This window comes from Alcanivorax profundi, from assembly GCF_003597125.1.
GTDB lineage: Bacteria > Pseudomonadota > Gammaproteobacteria > Pseudomonadales > Alcanivoracaceae > Alcanivorax > Alcanivorax profundi.
Window position 1 is genome coordinate 47,719 of sequence record NZ_QYYA01000007.1, and the last position, 20,103, is coordinate 67,821.

Here is a 20,103-nt window from a genome sequence, read left to right on the forward strand (position 1 = left end):
GCAGAAAATCTAGTAGTTGGAAATCAGCTTGTCCGAACTCTTGAGTGCAGCGCCGCGGCGCTGCATAAACAGCTCTTCAACCACGTGGGTCATGCCTGGGTCACTCAAGCGCAAGGAAATCTGCACCTGCTCCACGTCCGCGGAAAGCTTCAAGCGAATGGATCCGGATAGCAACGCACTACCTTCCCCGCCAACGTCAGCAGTATCGACTACCACCGCTTTTTCAGATTTGCTATCGATGTAGCGAACCACCAGCTGTACCTGGCCCGCAGCACCAGCCACCCTGACCCAGGACGCTACATTGAATTCCGCTTCCCATTGGCGCGCCTTGGCAGGACGCCCATCCGCCCAAATTCGGCCAGGCACCTTGGCAATGAATTTCTCTATCATTCCGCTCTCTCTAAACCGGTACAGTCTTTCTTGCCAGTGTACGCATGCGAATAAATGACGACCACGTATGACTTGGCGTACTGACATTGATGGATATCACACCTTGGAAGTTCCCTGCCATTACCCCCATGTACAATTGTCAGACAGAAAATGCCACCAGGATAGCTCACGGGTCTTAATCTCATCCTCGTGCAGTCCACACACTGACTGCAACCAAATTTTCTTTTACACCGGACAATGCAAGGAATTAACCCCATGGGCGAGCTGAAAGATCTGCGCGAACAAAGCGAATCTCTGGTAAATCGTGCCAAGGACCTGGGCAACAAGCTGTACCTGGCTGGCCTCGGCGCTTACGACAAAGCTGAAGAGAACTCCGAAGACCTGCTGAACAAGTATGTAGAAGCAGGCTCTGCTGCCTACGGTGAAGATGCGGAAGGCAAACCGAAAGCCCTGCTGGCCGGTCGTGGCGCTCTGCAAGCGGCCCGTGAACTGCTCGACAGCGCACCGGAAAAGCGCCAAGCCCTGTATGAGAAACTGATCGAAGCAGGCAAGAAAGAGCGTGGCGAAAAAGCCGACGCAACCAACGAATTCGTGCTGGCCGGCCTGGGTGCTGTTGCCACCGCACGTGAAGAAGGCGAGAAACTGTTCAACGATCTGGTTTCTGCCGGACAGAAACGTAGCTGATTCTGTTTCCTTATATCTGTTGTTACTCTCCTTTTAGGGGCCTGATTTGGCCCCTTTCTTTTGCCTGACAACTTGCCAGCCTTCCGAAATAACCGCCTTCTGGCCTCTTTTCCCCCTGTACAGCCCGTGATGGCCGGTCTACCGTTGAAGCATAATGCCGACAACACACGCTACTGCTTACGCGAGGGACCATGGCTGACCAGCCCCGCCGTAAAAAACGCCCCACCTCCACGACCGGCCGCCTGTTCCGCCTTGCCGGCATGACCACCTCGGTAGCCACACGTGTAGCAGGACATCAGGTCAAAGGCCTGTTTCAGTCCGATGCCGCCAAGGCCGCAGACCGGGAAAAGCTGATGCAGCACATCGGCAAGGAAGTGGCCGCCACCCTGGGAGAGATGAAAGGGGCGGTCATGAAAGTGGGCCAGATCGCGTCCCAGATGCAGGACATCCTGCCCCGGGAGATCAGCGAACAACTCAAGGTGTTGCAAAACGCTTCCGCCCCCATGCCATTCCATGTCATCCGTCGTCAGCTGGAAAAGGAGCTCGGAGACACGATCGACAGCCTCTTCTCCCGCTTCGAAGAAACGCCCTTTGCGGCTGCCTCCATTGGCCAGGTCCACCACGCCACCACCCATGAGGGTGACGAAGTGGTGGTCAAGGTGCAGTACCCCGCCGTCAAGGAATCCATCGACTCGGACATGAAGCACCTGCGACGCATTCTGCGCCTGGGCAGCTTGCTGAAGGTCGATGAAGCCGCCCTGGACGGTGTTTTTCAGGAAATTCGTAACCAGCTCCATGAAGAACTGGACTACTGTCAGGAAGCCGCCAATCTGGATGAGTTTCGGCAACGCCATGCAGACCAGCCGTGGCTGGTGATCCCACGCGTATACAGGGAGCTATCCGGCGAGCGAGTGCTCACTCTGAGCCGCGAAGACGGCATCGCGCTGGACGACGTCAACAACCGCAACGGCTTTGACCAGGACACCCGCAACCTGCTGGGCGAGCGACTGTTTGATGCCATTGGCCAGCAGATCTTTGAATTCCGCGCCGTGCACTGCGATCCCCACCCCGGCAATTTTGCCTTTCGCCCGGACGGCACCATCGTGATGTATGACTTTGGCGCAGTGAAGCGCCTGCCCTCACAGGATGCGCAACTGCTCCGCGACATCGTGACCAGCGCCATAAAGGAAGAATGGGAAACCCTGGATCAGCAACTGCAGAGACTTGGCGCCCGCAAACACGACAGCGACGTAAGCGGCGACTTCTACGCCACCTGGATCGAGCTCCTGCTGCGTGCCTTTTCGCGGGAACCCTTCGACTTTGCCCGCTCCCAATTGCACACAGACATTCTTAAACAGGTAAAACGCACTTCACTGGAACAGATGATGAAATTCCAGCCCTCCCCGCGTAGTCTGCTGATAGAACGCGTGGTCAGCGGGCACTACTGGACATTGATGCATCTGGGCGTCGTTGCCGCCTTCCGGCCCAACCTGGAGCGAGCACTGCAGAGTGACCCTCGCCCCGAACACTGAGACAAGCAAAAAGAAAGCCCCGCAGTGCGGGGCTTTTCTTGCAAGAGGGTTGGCTCAACGCCGGATTAGAAGGCGGAGCGCAGACCCACACTGATACCGGAAATCTCTTCTTCATCGGTATCGACGTAGCGCATGTATTCCAGATTCGCACCAAAGGTGTCAGTAAAGTTGAAATCCAGGCCAGCACCGTAGGATTCATCCTCAAAGGTCTCGGTGTCGCTGTAGGAATAGTTCACGCCAGCAATATCGCCATTTGCAGATACCTTGCCTTTGACCTTGGTATAACCACCAATGATGTAAGGGCGCAGGTTTTCACCAATGGGTGCACCCAGCTTCAGGTAACCCCCGTAGAGGTGATCCATTTCAAAGTCGACAATACCCTGGCTGTCTTCATCAACGCCGACACCACCACGGGCTTCCAGTGCCAGAAAATCGGTAAACTCAAAACCGGCATTCACGGTAGCAGCATCAATCTTGAGCGTATCGGAATCAAACTCTTCGTTGTCGTACTGAATCTGACTGTAGTTACCGCCAATGTAAGGCCCTGCGGCATAGGCCCCCTGAGCCGCCAACATGGAACAGGACAGCACTAAAACACCACGAATCATGACTTTCATTACGAGACTCCTTTTCCGTTAAGTCATGGTTTTCGAGACGTAATAGGTCGTACAGTTCCTGAAGATCCGGTAAATTCTGTAAAAACAGACTTTTCAGGATCCACATAACAGCGATAACAGGATCGGGAATGACAAAGGGACGCGTCTTGCTGGGCCTGGCACTGCTGGTGCCGCTACTGCTGCTGACTTCGCTTGGCCACACTGTCACCCTTAACGGGGGACAAGATCGCTATGAAGCTGCCGACGGGATGCACTGGCTATCCGACCCCCGCCATAGCCATACCCCCGAATCCGCACTCACCGCGCTCAAGAATGGCAACGGCACGCAGCTCCACGGGGACTACCCCGCTCTGGGCTTTCAGCAGGGATTCCAGTGGTTTCTCGTATCGCTGGAAAACCAGACACCACTGCCGTTTTGGTTTCTGCGTATGGGACGGCCGCATTTGGATTACCTTGATCTCTACCTCTTTGATGAGCATGGCACAGCCCTGGACCATCAGCGCCTGGGTGATCGCGTGCCTTTCAGTCTACGGGAATTCCCGCATTATCATTTGGTGACCTTGCTAACGCTTCCTGAAAACAGTCAACGTTTCCTGCTGCTTCGCGCTCAAGGCGACAATGTAATTGAAATGCCATTAACACTTAGCGCACCAGCAGCCTTCAATCAGCAAGACAACCAACTTTCCATTTTTTACGGGCTCTATTACGGCGCCATTATCGCCATGTGCCTGTTTAACTTGTTGCTGTATTTCTCCATACGGGACAGCAGCTACCTCTTATACGTGCTTTACCTTGGGACTTTCGGGCTTAACTTGTTCACTCGCGAGGGCCTGGGTTATCAATGGCTGTGGCCAGACGCCACCCTCTGGAATCACTACTCCCTCCCAATACTGAACCTGCTTACCCTGGCCTTTTCCCTGCTGTTTACCACACTGTTTCTTGACCTGAAAAGTCGCGCCCCACGAATCCATCGCGGCATCACCATCATCGCCTGGGCACTGATCCTCCTGTCCCCCTTTACGCTACTGAATTTTCACATTGCGATTCAGATCTCTACCGCCATCGTTTTTCCCTGGCCACTGATCGCAGCAGCTCTTGCGGTTTGGCTGATCCTCCAGGGCTACAGCCCGGCCCGCTATTTCCTGCTGGCTTTTCTGGCCGTGGCGACTGCCACACTATTGTATGTACTTAAGTCGTTTCAGTTACTTGAAGGCGGCTGGCTACTGGAAAACGCCATGCAACTTGGCACCTTCCTTGAGGCTGTCTTGCTGTCATTTGCCCTCGCACACAGAATGACTGTGCTGAAGAGCGAAAATGCCAGGATTCAACGTGAAGCCAATGAGGCTCTCGAAAAGCGCGTTGAAGAGCGCACCCGGGAGCTGAACACCGCCCTGAGCGCTCGCAGTGAATTTCTTGCCGTTATGAGTCACGAAATTCGCACCCCTCTGAACGGCATCATCGGCACGGTGGACATGCTTAAAGGCACCCCCATGAACGAGGAGCAAAAGCACAATATCCATGTCATCGAACAATCAGGCAACAGCCTGCTGAACCTGATCAACGACATCCTCGATTATTCACGCATCGAAGCGGGCAAGATGCCTATCGAGCAAACCAGTTTTGCCCTCGACACGCTAATAGAGGACAGCATGGCACTGTTCCAGCACAAGGCGCGCGTGCACTCCAACCTACTTACTATCACCCTGGCAGACGACCTTGGAAGCTACTGCATGGGCGACCCCGTACGACTTCGCCAGATTCTGGTGAACCTGATTAGTAATGCCGTCAAGTTCACGGACAATGGCGAAATCAGCCTCTCGGCCCAAAGAGATAACCAGAACCGGGATTATGTCTACTTTGAAGTGCGCGACACCGGCATCGGCATTAGCCCGGAGCAACTCAACAATCTGTTTGACCATTTTCAGCAAGGCGACAGTTCCACCAGTCGCCGCTACGGCGGCACCGGTTTGGGGCTGGCCATTTGCCGACAACTGGTCGAGATTATGGGCGGGGAGATTGGGGTGCAAAGCCAGCGCGGGGAAGGATCACGCTTCTGGTTCCGACTCCCGCTGCCACAAACGCGGGAAGGTACTCAGCTATCCTCCTCCGACAACGCCGAGCCTTACACTTCGCATTCAGGTGGACGCCTGCTGATTGTCGATGACAATCACATCAATCTGATGGTAGCCGAGGGCCTATGTCGAAAGCTTGGCTTCACCACAGAGGTCGCCGAGAGTGGTATGGAGGCCATCGCAGTCCTGTTGTCGGCGACCGAACCATTCGACATTGTGCTAATGGATTGCGAAATGCCGGAAATGGACGGCTTTGAAACATCAAGATCCATACTCCGGCTTCAGAAAGAAAAGAGGCTACCCTCCACCCCGATTGTCGCCCTTACCGCGCACGCCGTACCCGACAAGATTCAAGCCTGTCATGACGCAGGAATGGTTGGCCACCTTGCCAAACCCATCAACATGGAGCGCCTGCGAAATACCTTAAGACAAATACTGCGTGATCCGGATATCCGGCTCACCAGCAAGCATTAATCCGACCGTTTAAGCGACAACAACAGACGATCCACCGCTCGCTCAAGATCATTCAGGTTGGCGCAACGGTGCGCCTCGCGACAATAGGGCAAGTAGCGGTCCATCACCGCGTCGCCACTGTTCCACTGTGAGCGGGCTTCGGGATTCAGCCACCATACCTGGCGCACCCTGCGGCGAATTTGCGCCAGGGTCTGCGCCCCTTCTGGCAGGGCATTATTCCGGGCATCGCCAAGAATAATCACTGTGGTATGCCGATCCAGCTGACGCTCGCAACGGCGCCAGAATGCCTCGAACATCTGGCCGTAATCGGTACCGCTGCCTGATAATCTGTCCAGCACCCGGCCAACCGCCACATCCGGGGAGTAACGACTGAAATCTTCCGTCACCTCATCAAACCGTGACGCAAAAGCAAAGCTACGTACCTGTGGCAACACATCGTTAAGCGCGTAAAGAAACTGGAGCAAAAAACGGGCGGGTTCGCTGACCGAACTGGAGACATCACAGATCACCATGATACGGCTCTTGCGCGGCGGCATTTGCTGCCAGTGAAGCTGCGCAGGCACACCGTCATGACGCAAACTGCCCGACAGCGTACGACGGCCATCCAGGCGACCGCGGCGACTGCGTTTGAGACGACGCTGGTGCAGGCTGGCGAGCCGCCGAGCCATCTTTCGCACCAGCGCCTGCACTTCCCGAAATTCACGAAGATCCCTGAACGCTACCGCGCGCATGGTCTGCTCACGCAACTCGCGACCATAGCCGGTGCCATGCAGCAAAAACTGGCGGCGCACCAAGCCGCTGGCCTGCTCACGCACCCGGCCACGCCACTCCCGCAACTGGTCCGCCTGGGCTTGCTGGGTCGCCGAGCCCTGACTTAGCTGGATAACCTGATCATCCACGGCTCCCATTCCCATGCTCATGAGCAGGCGCCTGGTGTAGAGTCCTTGCTGGGTGATCACCTGCATGTCGGTGAAATTCATGGCCGCCGCGGCTTCTGCCATGGTCTGACTCAACGCGTTGGCATCCGCATTGAGCAGGGACTGTATCTCGTCAGGCATCTGAGCCAGAAGATCCGCTGGCAGTATCGATGCGGCATCGCCGACAGAGTCACTTTCCCGGCCATCTGCTCCCTGCTCAGCGGTTTCGCCATCAAAGAAGCGACTGAAAGTGGTTTCAAACGCCAGCCGGTCCTGCTCCGCCTTAACCAGAGTCACAGACAGAGCATCATGGAACCGCGCACGCCCTTCATACCCCACCAGAGCCACCGCCTCCATGGCCTGAGAGGCTTCATCCGGCGAAATACGCAGCCCCGCACCGCGCAGGGCACGAATAAACTCCGAGAGTCGACGAACCGGCATCAACGCTTCCCGAACTTGCGCAACCAGCCCGGCAACAACTCCCGTGCCAACGTCACATCCTGCTCGGTCTTCAGTACCAGATTCAGGGTATCGGCCACCAGCTCCTGCGACAGGCTGTCAGCATGCAACAGCACCAGCGCACGGGCCCAATCGAGGGTTTCCGAGATGGCCGGCAATTTCTTCATGTCCTGTTCGCGCAGGTACTGGATAAACGCCACCAGCTGATCACGCAGCTGGCCATCCAGCTCCGGCACCCGGGCTGAAACGATCTGCGACTCCAGCTCCGGGGCCGGATAGGGGATATAGAGGTGGAGGCAGCGGCGCTTGAGGGCGTCAGACAGTTCACGCTGATCATTACTGGTGAGGAGCACCAGTGGCTGATGCTTCGCTCTGACGGTACCCAGCTCAGGAATAGAAATCTGGAAATCCGATAACAGCTCCAGCAGGAATGCCTCGAATTCCTGATCCGCCTTGTCGATCTCGTCAATCAACAATACCGCCGGTTCGTCGCTGCGAAGCGCTTGCAACAAGGGACGAGGTTCAAGAAAGGTATCGCTGTAGAAGGCTTCACCGAGATCGCCCAGTCTTGCCATGCTGGCATCCAGACTGTCGGTATCCGCCAGCATGCTGCCCAGCTTGTCGCGCAATAACTGGGTGTACAGCAACTGCTTGCCATACTTCCACTCATACAGTGCGCGACTTTCATCCAGCCCTTCATAGCACTGCAAACGAATCAGCGGTGCCACCAGAAAAGCCGACGCCGCCTTGGCCAGCTCAGTCTTGCCGACTCCGGGCGGCCCCTCCACCAGTACCGGCTTGTTCAGCTGCGCCGCCAGATAAATCGCCAGCGCCACCTGTTCGCTACAGATATACCCCTGCCCGGCAAAACTGCTGACAATGTCTTCTACGGATTCGATACGGGTTTTCATGCACGCTCCTGCCTGTACGAACCAAGCAGACTAGCGCAGATTAGCCGGAAAGGGCATGGCAGCGGGCGACAGGCCCGCTGCACAAAACGAAATGATCGAATTGGACAAAAAAAAAAGGGGGGGGGGGGGGKAAATCAATGCAGGGTAATGTTGTCCGCCAGCACCACAGGTGCAATGTCTTGAGGCTCATCCACGACCGGCTCCCCGTCCACACCGCTGACATCAAAACGGGCAGAACTCACCTCACCATCAATAAGGTCGGGGATCGCATCCAGAAACGCATCCACATGCTCGGATCCGAAATGAACCTCCAGGGAGTCCAGGCAACGCCATTGCTGCCAAACCATGATCACTCGGGGCTCATCCGCCTGCACATAGACCTCGTAGGCAAGACAGCCCTGTTCCTTGCGTGAGGCGCTGGCCAATTGCTGCACCAGCTCCAGCGCTTCAGGTTGCTGGTCGGACTTGATAGGAAACGAGCCTTTAACGATGATCATGCAGGTCTGCTTTGCCGGGAAAACGACCATTCTAGCACAATACCGCCCTGCTCGTCTGTCAGCCGCAGAAACGCACCGACTCGCCCAGCGGCACCCGGCCAACGCGGGTACGATTAGCGGCGATCTCCGGATCTTCATACCCAAAACTGATACCCAGCACGATCGCCGTGGACTCCGGAATCTCCAGCAGCTCACGGACATCATCCGGGTAGTAACGCATACTCCCCTGGGCACACGCCCCCAGTCCATGAGCGGTCATCGTCAGCAGCAAGGACTGAATATACATCCCCACATCCAGAGCCACCGTCACGCCGAACTGCTTCTCCATGCCGATAAACACGACATGAGGGGCATCAAATAACTGAAAATTGCGCAACTCGGCCCGCTGGCGCCCTTCCCGGTCTTCCCGGGCGATCCCCATGCTGCCGTACAATTCCATCGCGCAATCGACCTGGCGCTGACGATAGACGCCGTCGAAACGGGGCAAGCTTTCATAATCCGGCGCAAACGGCACACCGCGACTGACCTTGTCCACCATGCGCTCACGCAAGGCATCCCGCACCTGGCCACTCGCTACCCACACCTGCCAAGGCTGAATATTGCAGTTGGAGGGTGCATGCTGAGCCAGAGAAAACACCGATTCCAGTACATCCTGAGGCACTGGCTTGTCGAGAAAACCGCGTACGGAACGACGCTGTTTGAGGGCATCAGCCAGGGACATGGAATCGGCATTCATAATGGGATACTCCGGTCAGGGTTTTAGCGGAGTCTAACGACCCAATGCACACAGGGCGATGACAGGAACGCTCAGGATCAGGGCAGGAAAAACCGGAATTCAGGAGGCCAGGCGCATGGCGCGGCAAATCTGGTCGATGACTGGCGCCGCCAGCTCCATGCGGCCATCACAACCACTGACACCAAGGCGGTCAGCACACACCGGACAAAGGACATTGAACATCAGCTCATCGCCCTGGCTACGGGCGGGGAGGACGGCCCAATTCTCGACACGCGCCTGCTGGCCGATACGATGATAGTAGTCCAGATCGATATCCCCACCAGGCTCATAATCGAAAGACGTGGGGCAGCGACTGCAGTTCAGCCACATGTCGTAGAGGGCCGCGGCATCGTATGGGTCCCTGGGATCAAACGCCATCACCACCTCCCTGTTGTGGCCAGCTGCTCGAAGATGCCCTTTTGTAGTGCAAAAATTGTCAAAAACCTACGAATCACGTCACAAACTACAAGGATATTGCTCTGCTGACACAAAGCTGACACCTACAAGCGGTATCCGGCGGCCATGGCCCGCCCTCCCAGCGCCATCATCTCCAGCTGCAAACAAGCATGCTCCGCCAACACCTTGCGGGCTGCAGCACCGGCATCCAGCATGGAGATGCCAGCGCCAAACATTATCGCGATGGCCGCTTCTGCTTCCTGCTCGGCGGGGACAGGATCGCCGCCCCGGGCGGCGACCGCCTGGCCCACATCATCCGCCAGCTCATCGACCAATAGCTGCAGCTCGCGCTGAATTCGCGATCGATAACGATCGTGGCTTCCCAGCCGCTGCTGCACCAACAAGCGAAAGTCATTGCCGTTCTCGTCCAGATAACGAACGAAGCGCTGAACCAGCTCTCTCACCGCCTGGGCCGGGCCAATCTCGATCATACTGCGGCGCTCGTACTCCATCGCCGAGCGCAACCGAAAACAACAGGAATCGATCAGCGCCAGCCCAAGCGCCTCCATATCGGGAAAATGGTTATAGAGTGACGTTGCCGCCAACTCGCTTTCTCGGGCAACTTCACGCAAGCCGAGACTATCCAGACCTCGCCCGCCTGCCATGAGCGAGCGTGCCGCCGTCAGAATTCGCTCGCGAGTTTGCCGTTTTTGTCGCTGTCGCGCCGTCTCAGCCATAACCGTACCACTAACAACTGTTAGTTTCATATTCCCATGAATACGGGTCAATTGGCAATAACAAGGCGATTACAAAATAAACTTTGACAAACACTTGTTAGCTGAAACACAATCCAGCTTACAAATGTAAGGCAAGAAGTTTGGCACTTGCCGGATGGTCGGCGCACTATCGAACTGTGAGAATCGAACGCGCTACAACACAGACTGCCCATTGCAAACGGGCAGCAGGGAAGCAACAAGGGGTTATACATGAACTATTTCATTACCGGTGCCACAGGGTTTATTGGTCGTTTTCTGGTGGCCCGTCTGCTTAAACGCGACGACACCCGGGTGTTCGCGCTTGTCCGCTCAGGCTCGGAATACAAGCTTGACGCCCTGCGCCGTCGACTGGGGGCCAGTCCCGACCAGCTGGTAGCCATTCATGGCGACATCAACGACAAGTTACTCGGCATCAGCAAACGCGATCAGGACGACCTGAAAGGCCAGATCGACCACTTCTTTCATCTGGCCGCCATTTACGATTTGACCGCCGATGAGAACACACAGCGTTACACCAACATCGAAGGCACCCGGCAGACCCTCAAGCTGGCCGAGAAACTGGAAGCCTCGTGTTTCCATCACGTCTCTTCCATTGCCGCCGCCGGACTATACGATGGCACCTTCACCGAAGACATGTTCGATGAAGCCACCGGTCTGGATGACCCGTACCTGCTGACCAAGCATGAGTCCGAGGCACTGGTACGGCAGGAAAGCAAGCTCCCCTGGCGAATCTACCGTCCCTCCATGGTGGTGGGGCATTCTGAAACCGGCGAAATGGACAAGGTCGACGGCCCCTATTACCTGTTCAAACTGATACAGAAGCTCAAGGACGTGCTGCCCAACTGGATTCCGCTGGTGGGTGTCGAAGGCGGCAAGTTCAACATTGTGCCGGTAGATTTTGTCGCGGATGCACTCGACCACATCGCCCACCAGGAGCAGGGCGACGGCGAGTGTTTTCATCTCACCGCGGACCGCTCCTATTCGCTTGGCGAAATCATGGATGTGATTGCCGGCGCGGCGCAGGCGCCACGCTGGGCAGTCAAACTCGATAACAGCCTGTTCGATGTCGTACCCGGCATCGTCAAGAAGGGTGTCAGTGCCATGACGCCGAAAATGGTGGTCAACGCCGCACTGGAAAACCTGGATATCCCCCCGTCGGCAATGAAGTTTCTGACTTTCCCGACCGACTATGACAACCGCCGTAGCCGCAACGCCCTGGCAAATACCGGTATCGAGGCGCCGGAGCTGGAAACCTACATCCAGCAACTCTGGGACTTCTGGGAAAACCATCTGGATCCGGACCGCGGCGAGCGCAAGGATGAACTCCAGCCCCTGCCCACCCTGCCGGAACGAGTGGAAGGCAAGGTGGTCATGGTCACCGGTGCCACATCAGGTATCGGCAAGGCCACCGCCCTGAAGCTGGCACGGGCCGGCGCCACTGTACTGGTGGTCGCTCGTACCGCAGAAAAACTGGATGAAACCCTGCATGAGATTGACCAGCTTGGCGGAACGGCGCAGGCCTACAGCTGCGATGTCTCCGATCTCAACAGCGTGGATCAGCTGGTCCAACAGGTGATTGCCGACCACGGCCACGTGGATGTACTGGTCAACAATGCGGGCCGCTCTATCCGTCGTTCCGTGGTGCACTCCTTTGATCGCTTCCACGATTACGAACGTACCATGCAGCTCAATTATTTCGGCGCACTGCGGTTAATCATGCAACTGATGCCCGCCATGATTGAGCGCGGCGGCGGCCATGTGATCAATATCTCCAGCATCGGCGTACTGACCAATGCCCCCCGCTTTTCTGCCTACGTGGCATCCAAGGCGGCACTGGATGCCTTCACCCGCTGTGCATCCAGCGAGCTGGCGCACGAGGGGATTCGCTTTACGACGATCAATATGCCCCTGGTACGCACGCCGATGATTGCACCGACCAAGATCTACAACCACGTACCCACCATCAGCCCGACCCAGGCGGCCGACATGATCTGTGACGCCATTGTGCGCCAACCGAAACGCATTGCGACCAACCTGGGAATCATGGGCCAGGTCATGCATTTCCTCACCCCCAAGGTCACGGAAACGATCATGAACACCGGCTACAAACTCTTTTCGGATTCCGCCGCGGCGCTCGGCGGCAAGGAAGGCACACCGAAAAAGATCAGCCGGGAACAGGCCGCCTTCTCCCGCTTGTTCAAGGGGATTCACTGGTAACAACACTTACTGCGCAGGCACCAAAAGAAAAGGCCCCGACACGCGGGGCCTGAAATGTTCCGGAGACAACCGGAAGCATACGCAGCGGGACCATGTCCCGCAGCTATAGTCGCTAACCGCCACCACTCCTGCATTGATTCAGATCAGTTTCCCGCTACTTTCAGAGACGGTCTATTCTTACCCCGCGGCTCTCTCCAGCACCTGCTGCAAATCTGGTGGGGAATAGTCTGGCCCCTTGAGGACCTTGCCACGGTCATCTTTCACCGGTTTCCCATCGGCCCCCAACTTGCTCATGTTACTGCGATGCACTTCTTCACAGGTGGCGTTAAGGTCAATCCCGAAGGTATGACCCGCACCATAGGTCACGTAGTTGATATCCGTCAGCGCATCGGCCACTTCCACAAGATCGACATTGAAGTCGGTCAGCAACTCAAGCTGCTCCCGGGCACGCGACAGGGTATCCAGGAAGGCACGCTGGGCAGCAGAGGGCTGCTGGCAAGTGGCATCCGCCAACTCATGGAACTCTTCCAGCAGCAAGGCCAGCCGCAACCGGATAGTTCGATCATCCGGCACCACTGGTCGAGACTCTACGGGCAAGGAAAAAGCCTGATGAAACTCGCCTACACGGTCAAAATTACTGCTATTGGCCACCCTCAACCTCCTCAAGAAACGCCAGAATTTCCCGGTTTACCTCCGCCGCCTGCTCCATTTGTATCCAGTGACCACACTGATCGATCAGTACCGTACGCAGATCCGGGACATAATCCGGCATGCGCTGAAGAGCCTTCTGTCCGAACTGGATGACCGGGTCCTGCATTCCCCCAAGGAATAAAGTGGGCACCGGGATTTCCCAGTTGTCATCATCCCGCTCTTCTTCCCATGAGAGGTCCATCGCCCGGTACCAATTGATCGGCCCGGTAAAACCGCTGTGCTCGAAACGCTCAACGTAATAGGCGAGATCTTCGTCGCGCATCCATCGCGGCTGCTCCTCCGGTTCTGGCATCCCCTGCAAGAAGGCCGTGTTATCCGGCGCCGGACGATAGTCCTGGATACCCTCTGAAGAGAGACTGTGGAACACCAGCTTCAGGCTACGCGTCACATCCTGTTCCAGCTCCGCTTCAGGCACCGCCGGTTGCTGAAAATAGAGCATGTAGAAGAACCCGTCCCTGAACAGCTTGTGCATGGCCACGGTTGGCGCCACCGGGGCGGGACCTCCATAGGGAACAGACATGCCGACGAGCGCATTGATACGCTTTGGGTATCGTCTTGCCACCTGCCAGGCCAGCCCACATCCCCAGTCATGGGCTACCAGGATGGCACTGTCATAACCCAGGGCATCGATCAGGCCGATGACGTCTTCGACCAGCTGGCTGTTACGGTAGGCAGCCACGTCTTTGGGGCCACCGGTATAGCCATAACCACGCAGATCCGGGGCCACGGCGTAGTAACCCGACTGAGCGAGCACCGGCAGTTGATAGCGCCAGGAAGCCCAGCACTCCGGAAACCCGTGCAGGCACAACACCAGTGGCTTACCGGGCTCACCCGCTTCTGCCACAAAGAATTCAAGGCCGTTGGCGGCCACCTTTCGCTCCTGCGTAAATGCCATACTCTCTTCCTAATCTGAGCCCAGTTCAAAAACCGTCAGACGGCTACTTACCCGCCCCGACGAAAATGCTATTGTTAGCATAAGAAACAAGGGTGACCCCATTGAATGTGACAGCATGCCTGCCGCCAGGCAAGCCTGTCGCCTACTCGTTTAGGCATGAAACAAGGATGCGCCGTGACTGACGAGACAGGACAGCAACACACACTGCGCACTCGCCTTGGCGAGTGGGTGGCTCCCTATGTGCCCGATTATTTTCCCGTTGCGTGGAAACTGGGCCTGTCCATTTCCTTGCTGATTCTTTGTGGGATGACCATCCTCGGCACCCTGCTACTGAACAATCAGCTCAGCCGTATGCGCGATCAGGCTGACAGCTTCGGGGCTGCTATTGCCCAGCAACTGGCCAATACGGCCCGCGAACCCCTGCTCGCCGACGACACCTTTTTCCTGAAGGTCCAGCTCAATAACCTCACCCGCAGCGAAAGCGTGCGTGGCGCCGCCCTGTTCAACCGCGAAGGCGGCCTGATCGACAAGGCAGGCATCCTGCCGCTGGCGGCAACCCCCCTGCAGGAACCTGTGCGCCGCTGGAACCTGGAAAACGAACCTGTAACCACCTACTACTCCCCGATCCCGGTGGGAGAACTGGTGGCAGGGTACACCGCCATTTCCCTGTCTGATCGTCCCATCATGGCGGCCAGGGAAGCGGTACGCGATACCATGATTACGGCCACCCTGATCATGAGCATCATCGCCATCATCGTCGCATTCGTAATCAGCCGCCGGCTCGCCCAACCGATTCAGGATCTGCTTGCCGCCACCAGCGCCATGCGCAAGGGCGACCTGAATTACCGTATTCAGGACCGCCGCAATGACGAAATCGGCGGACTCATAGAAGCCTATAACACCATGGCTCACGGGATGCTCGAGAAAGAGCAGGTGGAGCGGGTCCTTCAGCGTTTTGTCAGCCCTTCCGTCGCACGCAACATGATGGCAGACCTGGACCAGGTACAACTGGGTGGACGCGATGTTCAAGCCACCGTGGTATTTGCCGATATCGTCGGCTTTACCCGCCTGTCAGAAAGCCTGGCGCCAGACGCCATCGCCGATATGCTCAACGTCTATTTTGATGCTATCACCACCGCCACCAGCTTTTATCGGGGCACCATCGACAAATACATGGGCGACTGCGCCATGATCGTGTTCGGCGTACCGGAAAAGGACGACGAACACCTGTTCCACGGACTCTGCTGTGCGGTCATGATCCAGCGACTGGTAGAACGCCTGAACGAATACCGGCAGGCCAGCGGCCACACCACGGTAGAATTCCGTATCGGCATCAACTCTGGCGATATGCTGGCTGGCAATCTGGGCTCACGGGACCGCATGCAGTACACCGTCGTTGGCGATGCGGTCAATCTGGCCTCTCGCCTTTCCAACATGGCCGGCGGCAACGAAATCATCGCGGCCTCACCGCTACTGGCCAACCCCAATATTGCTTCCCGCGTGCGGGCAACAGAGTTCGGCGCCATGCGCATTCGCGGCAAGACCGACCCCGTCAGCACCTTCCGTATTGATGGCGTCCATGCGCTGTCCGAAACCCTCATGGAACAGCGTATTGCGCAGTTTCTGGCAAGACTGAGCGCGGAGCATCAACGTGCACAAGGCGAGTAGTCTGCTCTGCGCGCTGGCCTTAAGCGGCTGCGCCACCCTCGGCAACCCGGAACAGGACGTCAGCGACGCACTGGCAGAGCATGACTATGCCCGGGCCGCCAGCATCGTCGACAACACCAGTCCCAAGCACGCGCAATACGAAATGCTGCAGACCCAATACGAGGGCATCCTTCTGGCCAGCAAGGAGTACCGCCAACGACTGGTCATCGAAGCCGAAGCCCTGGGTCGCAAACAGCAATGGGATGATGCTTTCGCCTTGTTGCAGGGCCACCGTGACAAGGTGATCGACCCTTCTGCCATCGACGAGCTCACTGCCACCCTGTCTCTATGGGAGGGCGCCCAGCTCAATCAGTTACTGGCAGAACGACGTGAAGCACAGGCCCGTTCCATGCTGGAAACACAGCGTCTTGGCGAACGACTGGCCAGCTTTCATGACCCTCGAGCCAAAGCAGAAAAACACCGCCTTGATGAGGAGCACACCCTGCTCGTGGCCGACCTGACCCGCCTCGGCGAATACTTCGCCGACCGTCAGCAGTGGATCCAGGCACGCGACCTCCTTCGTTACGCGCATCAACTGGCTCCTGATCTCCCTCCTTCGCCGCAGTTGGCTCGCGCCCAGCAAGTACTCAACGACGCCGATCAACAAGCACGGGCAAAGCGCAACCGCGCCCTGCAAACCGAGGCTGAACTGCTAATGGCCCGATACCAGCGCAACGGCCAGCTCCAGTCACTGCTTGCGGCGCGCAGCTTTCTCGACAAGCATCGAGATAACCCTGCCCTAACCAGCCATCGCCAACGACTGGAACAATGGGCTCGCCGCCGCTTCGCTGAAGAAATGAATACCGGTGAAGCCCTTTATGCCCGCGGTCAGTACAAGGAAGCCTACCGAATCTGGAAACAGGTCGCCCCGCTCTACCCCAACGATGAAGAGCTGAACAAGAAACTGGAGCGAAGCCGCCGGGTGCTTACTAACCTGCGCAGCTTGCAGCAATCCTGACGCTCCCTGAGGCTGCACTGCCAGCGGCCCTGCCCACACATGGCATTTACCAGTGCCCATAAAAAAACGCGCCTATGGCGCGTTTTTTTATGGGCAACTGCGGGCTTAATTCTCCGCCGGAGCCTCCTCAACCCCTGAGGGAGAAGTCGGCGGGGTTTGATCTGCCTCAAAGGCATCCTTGAATTCCGGAGTCACCGGGTCGCGACCATCAAAGACCTTGTCGATACTGGACGGCAGCGGGTGCTTTATCACGCGTTCCAGCTTGCCATCACCATTCACCTCGAACTGCAGCGCCGTAATCCCCATGTATTTCTCGCGGCTCATCTGCACCAGGCGATCATTGTCTGCCAGAATCGTCGGGCGCAAAAACACCATCAGGTTACTTTTCTGACGTGAATTGGTCGTCGTCCGGAACAGGAAACCCAGTAGAGGAATATCCCCCAGCAGCGGCACCTTGCGTACCACCTTGCGGATGTCGTCCTTGATCAAGCCCCCCAGTGCAATGGTCTCGCCATCATCCGCCAGCACCGTGCTCTGTAATTTGCGGGTCGTGGTGACAATATCAACCGCATCACCTGAGGATTCCTTGACCGCGGAATTTTCCTGCTCCAGCTCAAGACGAATGGTGGACAGGCCCGCCACATGAGGAGTGACCTTGAGCGTCAGCCCCACATCTTCACGCTGAATCGTCGTAAACGGATTGGATACGCCAGACCCTGTGTTGGTGCTCTGCCCTGTCACGAATGGCACGTTCTCACCCACAATAATCGACGCTTCTTCGTTATCCAGCGTCAGGATGCTGGGCGTGGAGAGCAGATTGACATCGGAAGAGGAGGCCAGTGCCTGCATCAATGCTCCCCACTTGAGATCGCCATTGGAATCGGTTTCACCCAGCCCAATGGCAACCCCGTCATTCAGGGAAAGGCCGGAAGGATCATCGGTAGCTAACGCCTGGAGAATAGAATTAACGCTCAATCCAGCGTTGTTGAAATTCACCGCACCCACACCGGATTCATCACTGCCGCCGACATACTGGAAGCCCAGCGATTTGGCATTTTCGCCCGTCACCTCAACAATCGCCGCCTCGATAAGGATCTGGGCACGACGCACATCCAGCTGGCTGATAATGGACTGCAGCTCATTCATCATGCCCGGCTCAGCACGAATCACCAGCGCATTGAGAGACTCGTCCGCCTGAATGGAGACTTTGCCATTACTACTGGAGGAAGACACCGCCTTGCCATCAGCACCCGGTTTTGCAGCAGAGGCACCGTCAGCAAAATTCTTCAGGATTTCTGCAAGCGTCTTGGCATCTCCATGGGTCAAACGGACAACTTTGACCCCCGAGCTCGCACTGTCCGCAGTGTCCAGACTTTTCACCATCTGGGCCATACGCTGACGGGTAATCCGGTCGCCCTTGATGATAAGCCGGTTGGTTCGCTCATCGGCGACCACCGTGACACTACCTTCCTGAGTCTTGCCCCGGCGACCACCGGTTTGTGGCGTAAGCGTCTCGAGCATTTTCACCAGATCACCCGCAAAAGCATGCTCGAGCTTGATCACCTGAACATCTTCAGATTCAGCGTTATCCAGGCTGGCGATAATGGCTTCCATCCGGCGGATGTTGTCCAGATGATCACTGATAATCAACGCATTGGCGGAGCCAACGGCGGCAAGATGACCATACTGCGGCACCAACGGACGCAACACCGGCACCAGCTCTTCCACCGGGGAATTCTCCACAGGAATGACCCGGGTCACCAGCTCCTCGCCGGTGCCCTGCCCCTTGTCTACCAACGGCAGATTGCTTTGCTTGGCCGTCGTGTTGGGGACGATTTTAATAATATCGCCTGCTGGAACGGCAGCGTAACCGTGTACCTGCAGCACAGACAGGAACAGCTCATACACTTCATCCGCCGATAGCGCCTTGGTCGACACCACCGTCACGTCCCGTGCCCGAACCCGAGGGTCCACCACAAAATTTTTCCCGGTCATGTCGGCGATCTGGCTGATAAACGCCTGAATATCCGCATTGCGGATATTCACCGTCCAACTCTTGCCATCATCACTGGCCTGCACCTGATTACTGGCCGCATGGGCAGACACCACCACCACCGTCAGACAGGCGACCAAAAGGGTTTTAAGCGCAGAGGCTCTTAAACGGAACATCATAAACACCACCTAGGGCGGATAATTCACAGTAAATTGCTGATCGCCACGCTGGACGACAATACTGGCCTGCTGGGTCTGTTTGAAAGACTCCAGAGCAGCCATATCACTTTCCTCTGTGCCCAGCCCATGGCCGTTCACTGACAAAATTACATCACCTGGCGCAAGCCCGACTTGTGAGAGCAGCTGTTTAGGCGCTCGCTTACCCAGGGTATACCCCTGTGTGCTGCCATTACTTACCGGGCTAAGGGCAAGCTGCTTTATAATGGTTTGCCGCTGTTGCATCATGTCGGCGTCATCACCTTCCGCCTGAACCGGCTGGGGCTGAGAGCGGACCTGCGGTCTAACTTCGGTCACTCCTCCCAATGCAGTATCCGACCACCTCAACGTTTCGAGCCGGCCGGCTCGACGCAGAATGACCCGGTCTGCATAGACTTCTTCCAGAGAGGCATTGCCCGGAATACTGTCGCCAATGTGATACAACTCTGCTTCCTTGCCTTTCTCGGCAATGATCGCTGTCGCTTTCTGCGGATCGGAGGTCTGAAAAACCCCCAGCAACTCCAGCCGCAACCGGGTATCGGGGGCATCTGTGGGCTTGTTGCTTGCCTCACGCGGTTCCGCCTGATACTCGCCAAATAGCTGCCATCCATCTACCTGCGTCTGGGATAGACTGGTGGCCGTGCTGCTGGACGCCACTTCAAGTCGGGTTTTTTCGGTCGCGGGGATAGGATCATTGGGCCCATAAAGCAGAAGCCAGACGGTTTCAGCCAATACCCAAGCAAGTGCGACCACCAGCGCAATAGCCAACAGCCACCGCACCGGCCTGCCCCAAGGGTAAGCCTTTCCCCACTCTGAAAACTGCGACTTCACGGCCCTGCTCTTCCTTTATCGTTTTGGCTGGACGTGTTTACAACCCCGGACAACGAGCACGAAGGCTAACGAATTC

Annotated in this window: 18 protein-coding genes; 6 read left to right on the forward strand and 12 right to left on the reverse strand. The window is 56.9% G+C overall.

All coding sequences use genetic code 11. The features are described 5' to 3' along the window. Positions 1-9: 9 nt before the first annotated feature. On the reverse strand, positions 10-390 hold the full coding sequence (locus D4A39_RS16080; RefSeq protein ID WP_022986444.1) for a hypothetical protein: 381 nt from the start codon (positions 388-390) through the stop codon (positions 10-12). Between the two features lie 255 nt (positions 391-645). Here D4A39_RS16080 and D4A39_RS16085 point away from each other — a divergent pair, with 255 nt between their 5' ends. Further along, positions 646-1,074: a phasin family protein gene (locus D4A39_RS16085; protein ID WP_022986445.1), complete on the forward strand. Its 429-nt coding sequence runs from the start codon at positions 646-648 to the stop codon at positions 1,072-1,074. 191 nt (positions 1,075-1,265) lie between these two features. Further along, positions 1,266-2,606, forward strand: coding sequence for an ABC1 kinase family protein (locus tag D4A39_RS16090; protein ID WP_119918549.1), 1,341 nt, complete (start codon positions 1,266-1,268; stop codon positions 2,604-2,606). Positions 2,607-2,671: 65 nt separating this feature from the next. On the opposite strand, the gene D4A39_RS16095 is transcribed toward D4A39_RS16090, so the two are convergent. Beyond that, positions 2,672-3,223, reverse strand: coding sequence for a porin family protein (locus tag D4A39_RS16095; protein WP_022986447.1), 552 nt, complete (start codon positions 3,221-3,223; stop codon positions 2,672-2,674). Between the two features lie 128 nt (positions 3,224-3,351). Between D4A39_RS16095 and D4A39_RS16100 the strand changes: the two genes are divergently transcribed. Beyond that, positions 3,352-5,769 (forward strand): hybrid sensor histidine kinase/response regulator, encoded by a 2,418-nt coding sequence (locus D4A39_RS16100; protein ID WP_119918550.1) that lies wholly within the window; start codon positions 3,352-3,354, stop codon positions 5,767-5,769. Here D4A39_RS16100 and D4A39_RS16105 read toward each other — a convergent pair. The 6 genes from D4A39_RS16105 to D4A39_RS16130 all read right to left on the reverse strand — a co-directional run bounded on the left by D4A39_RS16105 (position 5,766) and on the right by D4A39_RS16130 (position 10,461). Next, positions 5,766-7,127, reverse strand: coding sequence for a VWA domain-containing protein (locus D4A39_RS16105; protein WP_022986449.1), 1,362 nt, complete (start codon positions 7,125-7,127; stop codon positions 5,766-5,768). The genes D4A39_RS16100 and D4A39_RS16105 overlap by 4 nt on opposite strands. After that, complete coding sequence (locus tag D4A39_RS16110) at positions 7,127-8,056, reverse strand: AAA family ATPase (RefSeq protein ID WP_119918551.1); 930 nt, start codon at positions 8,054-8,056, stop codon at positions 7,127-7,129. The genes D4A39_RS16105 and D4A39_RS16110 overlap by 1 nt, the downstream gene beginning before the upstream one ends. A gap of 134 nt (positions 8,057-8,190) precedes the next feature. Continuing rightward, a complete protein-coding gene (locus D4A39_RS16115; RefSeq protein WP_022986451.1) occupies positions 8,191-8,553 on the reverse strand; it encodes a putative quinol monooxygenase in 363 nt (120 codons plus the stop codon). Positions 8,554-8,611: 58 nt separating this feature from the next. Further along, on the reverse strand, positions 8,612-9,289 hold the full coding sequence (locus D4A39_RS16120; RefSeq protein ID WP_022986452.1) for a nitroreductase: 678 nt from the start codon (positions 9,287-9,289) through the stop codon (positions 8,612-8,614). A 99-nt stretch (positions 9,290-9,388) separates the two neighbouring features. Next, positions 9,389-9,706 carry a hypothetical protein gene (locus tag D4A39_RS16125; protein WP_022986453.1) on the reverse strand — a complete coding sequence of 106 codons (318 nt, stop codon included), beginning with the start codon at positions 9,704-9,706 and terminating at the stop codon, positions 9,389-9,391. 122 nt (positions 9,707-9,828) lie between these two features. Further along, positions 9,829-10,461: a TetR family transcriptional regulator gene (locus tag D4A39_RS16130; protein ID WP_031226955.1), complete on the reverse strand. Its 633-nt coding sequence runs from the start codon at positions 10,459-10,461 to the stop codon at positions 9,829-9,831. 249 nt (positions 10,462-10,710) lie between these two features. Here D4A39_RS16130 and D4A39_RS16135 point away from each other — a divergent pair, with 249 nt between their 5' ends. Then, the gene (locus D4A39_RS16135) at positions 10,711-12,717 is read left to right on the forward strand and encodes an SDR family oxidoreductase (protein WP_022986455.1); all 2,007 of its coding nucleotides are present in this window, start codon (positions 10,711-10,713) and stop codon (positions 12,715-12,717) included. Positions 12,718-12,894: 177 nt separating this feature from the next. On the opposite strand, the gene D4A39_RS16140 is transcribed toward D4A39_RS16135, so the two are convergent. Both D4A39_RS16140 and D4A39_RS16145 read right to left on the reverse strand, forming a co-directional pair. Then, entirely contained in the window at positions 12,895-13,368 is a 474-nt protein-coding gene (locus D4A39_RS16140) for a pyrophosphohydrolase domain-containing protein (protein ID WP_119918552.1), read from the reverse strand. Continuing rightward, on the reverse strand, positions 13,358-14,323 hold the full coding sequence (locus tag D4A39_RS16145) for an alpha/beta fold hydrolase (RefSeq protein ID WP_119918553.1): 966 nt from the start codon (positions 14,321-14,323) through the stop codon (positions 13,358-13,360). The genes D4A39_RS16140 and D4A39_RS16145 overlap by 11 nt, the downstream gene beginning before the upstream one ends. Before the next feature lie 174 nt (positions 14,324-14,497). Here D4A39_RS16145 and D4A39_RS16150 point away from each other — a divergent pair, with 174 nt between their 5' ends. After that, positions 14,498-15,991: an adenylate/guanylate cyclase domain-containing protein gene (locus D4A39_RS16150; RefSeq protein ID WP_233552503.1), complete on the forward strand. Its 1,494-nt coding sequence runs from the start codon at positions 14,498-14,500 to the stop codon at positions 15,989-15,991. Next, on the forward strand, positions 15,975-16,988 hold the full coding sequence (locus D4A39_RS16155) for a tetratricopeptide repeat protein (protein WP_022986459.1): 1,014 nt from the start codon (positions 15,975-15,977) through the stop codon (positions 16,986-16,988). The genes D4A39_RS16150 and D4A39_RS16155 overlap by 17 nt, the downstream gene beginning before the upstream one ends. A 105-nt stretch (positions 16,989-17,093) precedes the next feature. On the opposite strand, the gene gspD is transcribed toward D4A39_RS16155, so the two are convergent. Then, on the reverse strand, positions 17,094-19,160 hold the full coding sequence (gene gspD / locus D4A39_RS16160; RefSeq protein WP_233552504.1) for a type II secretion system secretin GspD: 2,067 nt from the start codon (positions 19,158-19,160) through the stop codon (positions 17,094-17,096). Between the two features lie 9 nt (positions 19,161-19,169). Beyond that, positions 19,170-19,976: a type II secretion system protein GspC gene (gene gspC, locus D4A39_RS16165; RefSeq protein WP_052017537.1), complete on the reverse strand. Its 807-nt coding sequence runs from the start codon at positions 19,974-19,976 to the stop codon at positions 19,170-19,172. Positions 19,977-20,103: the final 127 nt, after the last annotated feature.

Bases quoted from the DNA above. Each gene is read 5' to 3' on its own strand.
- D4A39_RS16080 (WP_022986444.1), bottom strand. From the start codon at position 390: ATGATAGAGAAATTCATTGCCAAGGTGCCTGGCCGAATTTGGGCGGAT.
- D4A39_RS16135 (WP_022986455.1), top strand. From the start codon at position 10,711: ATGAACTATTTCATTACCGGTGCCACAGGGTTTATTGGTCGTTTTCTG.
- gspD (WP_233552504.1), bottom strand. From the start codon at position 19,160: ATGATGTTCCGTTTAAGAGCCTCTGCGCTTAAAACCCTTTTGGTCGCC.
- D4A39_RS16105 (WP_022986449.1), bottom strand. From the start codon at position 7,127: ATGCCGGTTCGTCGACTCTCGGAGTTTATTCGTGCCCTGCGCGGTGCG.
- D4A39_RS16085 (WP_022986445.1), top strand. From the start codon at position 646: ATGGGCGAGCTGAAAGATCTGCGCGAACAAAGCGAATCTCTGGTAAAT.
- D4A39_RS16120 (WP_022986452.1), bottom strand. From the start codon at position 9,289: ATGAATGCCGATTCCATGTCCCTGGCTGATGCCCTCAAACAGCGTCGT.
- D4A39_RS16090 (WP_119918549.1), top strand. From the start codon at position 1,266: ATGGCTGACCAGCCCCGCCGTAAAAAACGCCCCACCTCCACGACCGGC.
- D4A39_RS16100 (WP_119918550.1), top strand. From the start codon at position 3,352: ATGACAAAGGGACGCGTCTTGCTGGGCCTGGCACTGCTGGTGCCGCTA.
- D4A39_RS16145 (WP_119918553.1), bottom strand. From the start codon at position 14,323: ATGGCATTTACGCAGGAGCGAAAGGTGGCCGCCAACGGCCTTGAATTC.
- D4A39_RS16095 (WP_022986447.1), bottom strand. From the start codon at position 3,223: ATGAAAGTCATGATTCGTGGTGTTTTAGTGCTGTCCTGTTCCATGTTG.
- D4A39_RS16130 (WP_031226955.1), bottom strand. From the start codon at position 10,461: ATGGCTGAGACGGCGCGACAGCGACAAAAACGGCAAACTCGCGAGCGA.
- D4A39_RS16115 (WP_022986451.1), bottom strand. From the start codon at position 8,553: ATGATCATCGTTAAAGGCTCGTTTCCTATCAAGTCCGACCAGCAACCT.
- D4A39_RS16110 (WP_119918551.1), bottom strand. From the start codon at position 8,056: ATGAAAACCCGTATCGAATCCGTAGAAGACATTGTCAGCAGTTTTGCC.
- D4A39_RS16125 (WP_022986453.1), bottom strand. From the start codon at position 9,706: ATGGCGTTTGATCCCAGGGACCCATACGATGCCGCGGCCCTCTACGAC.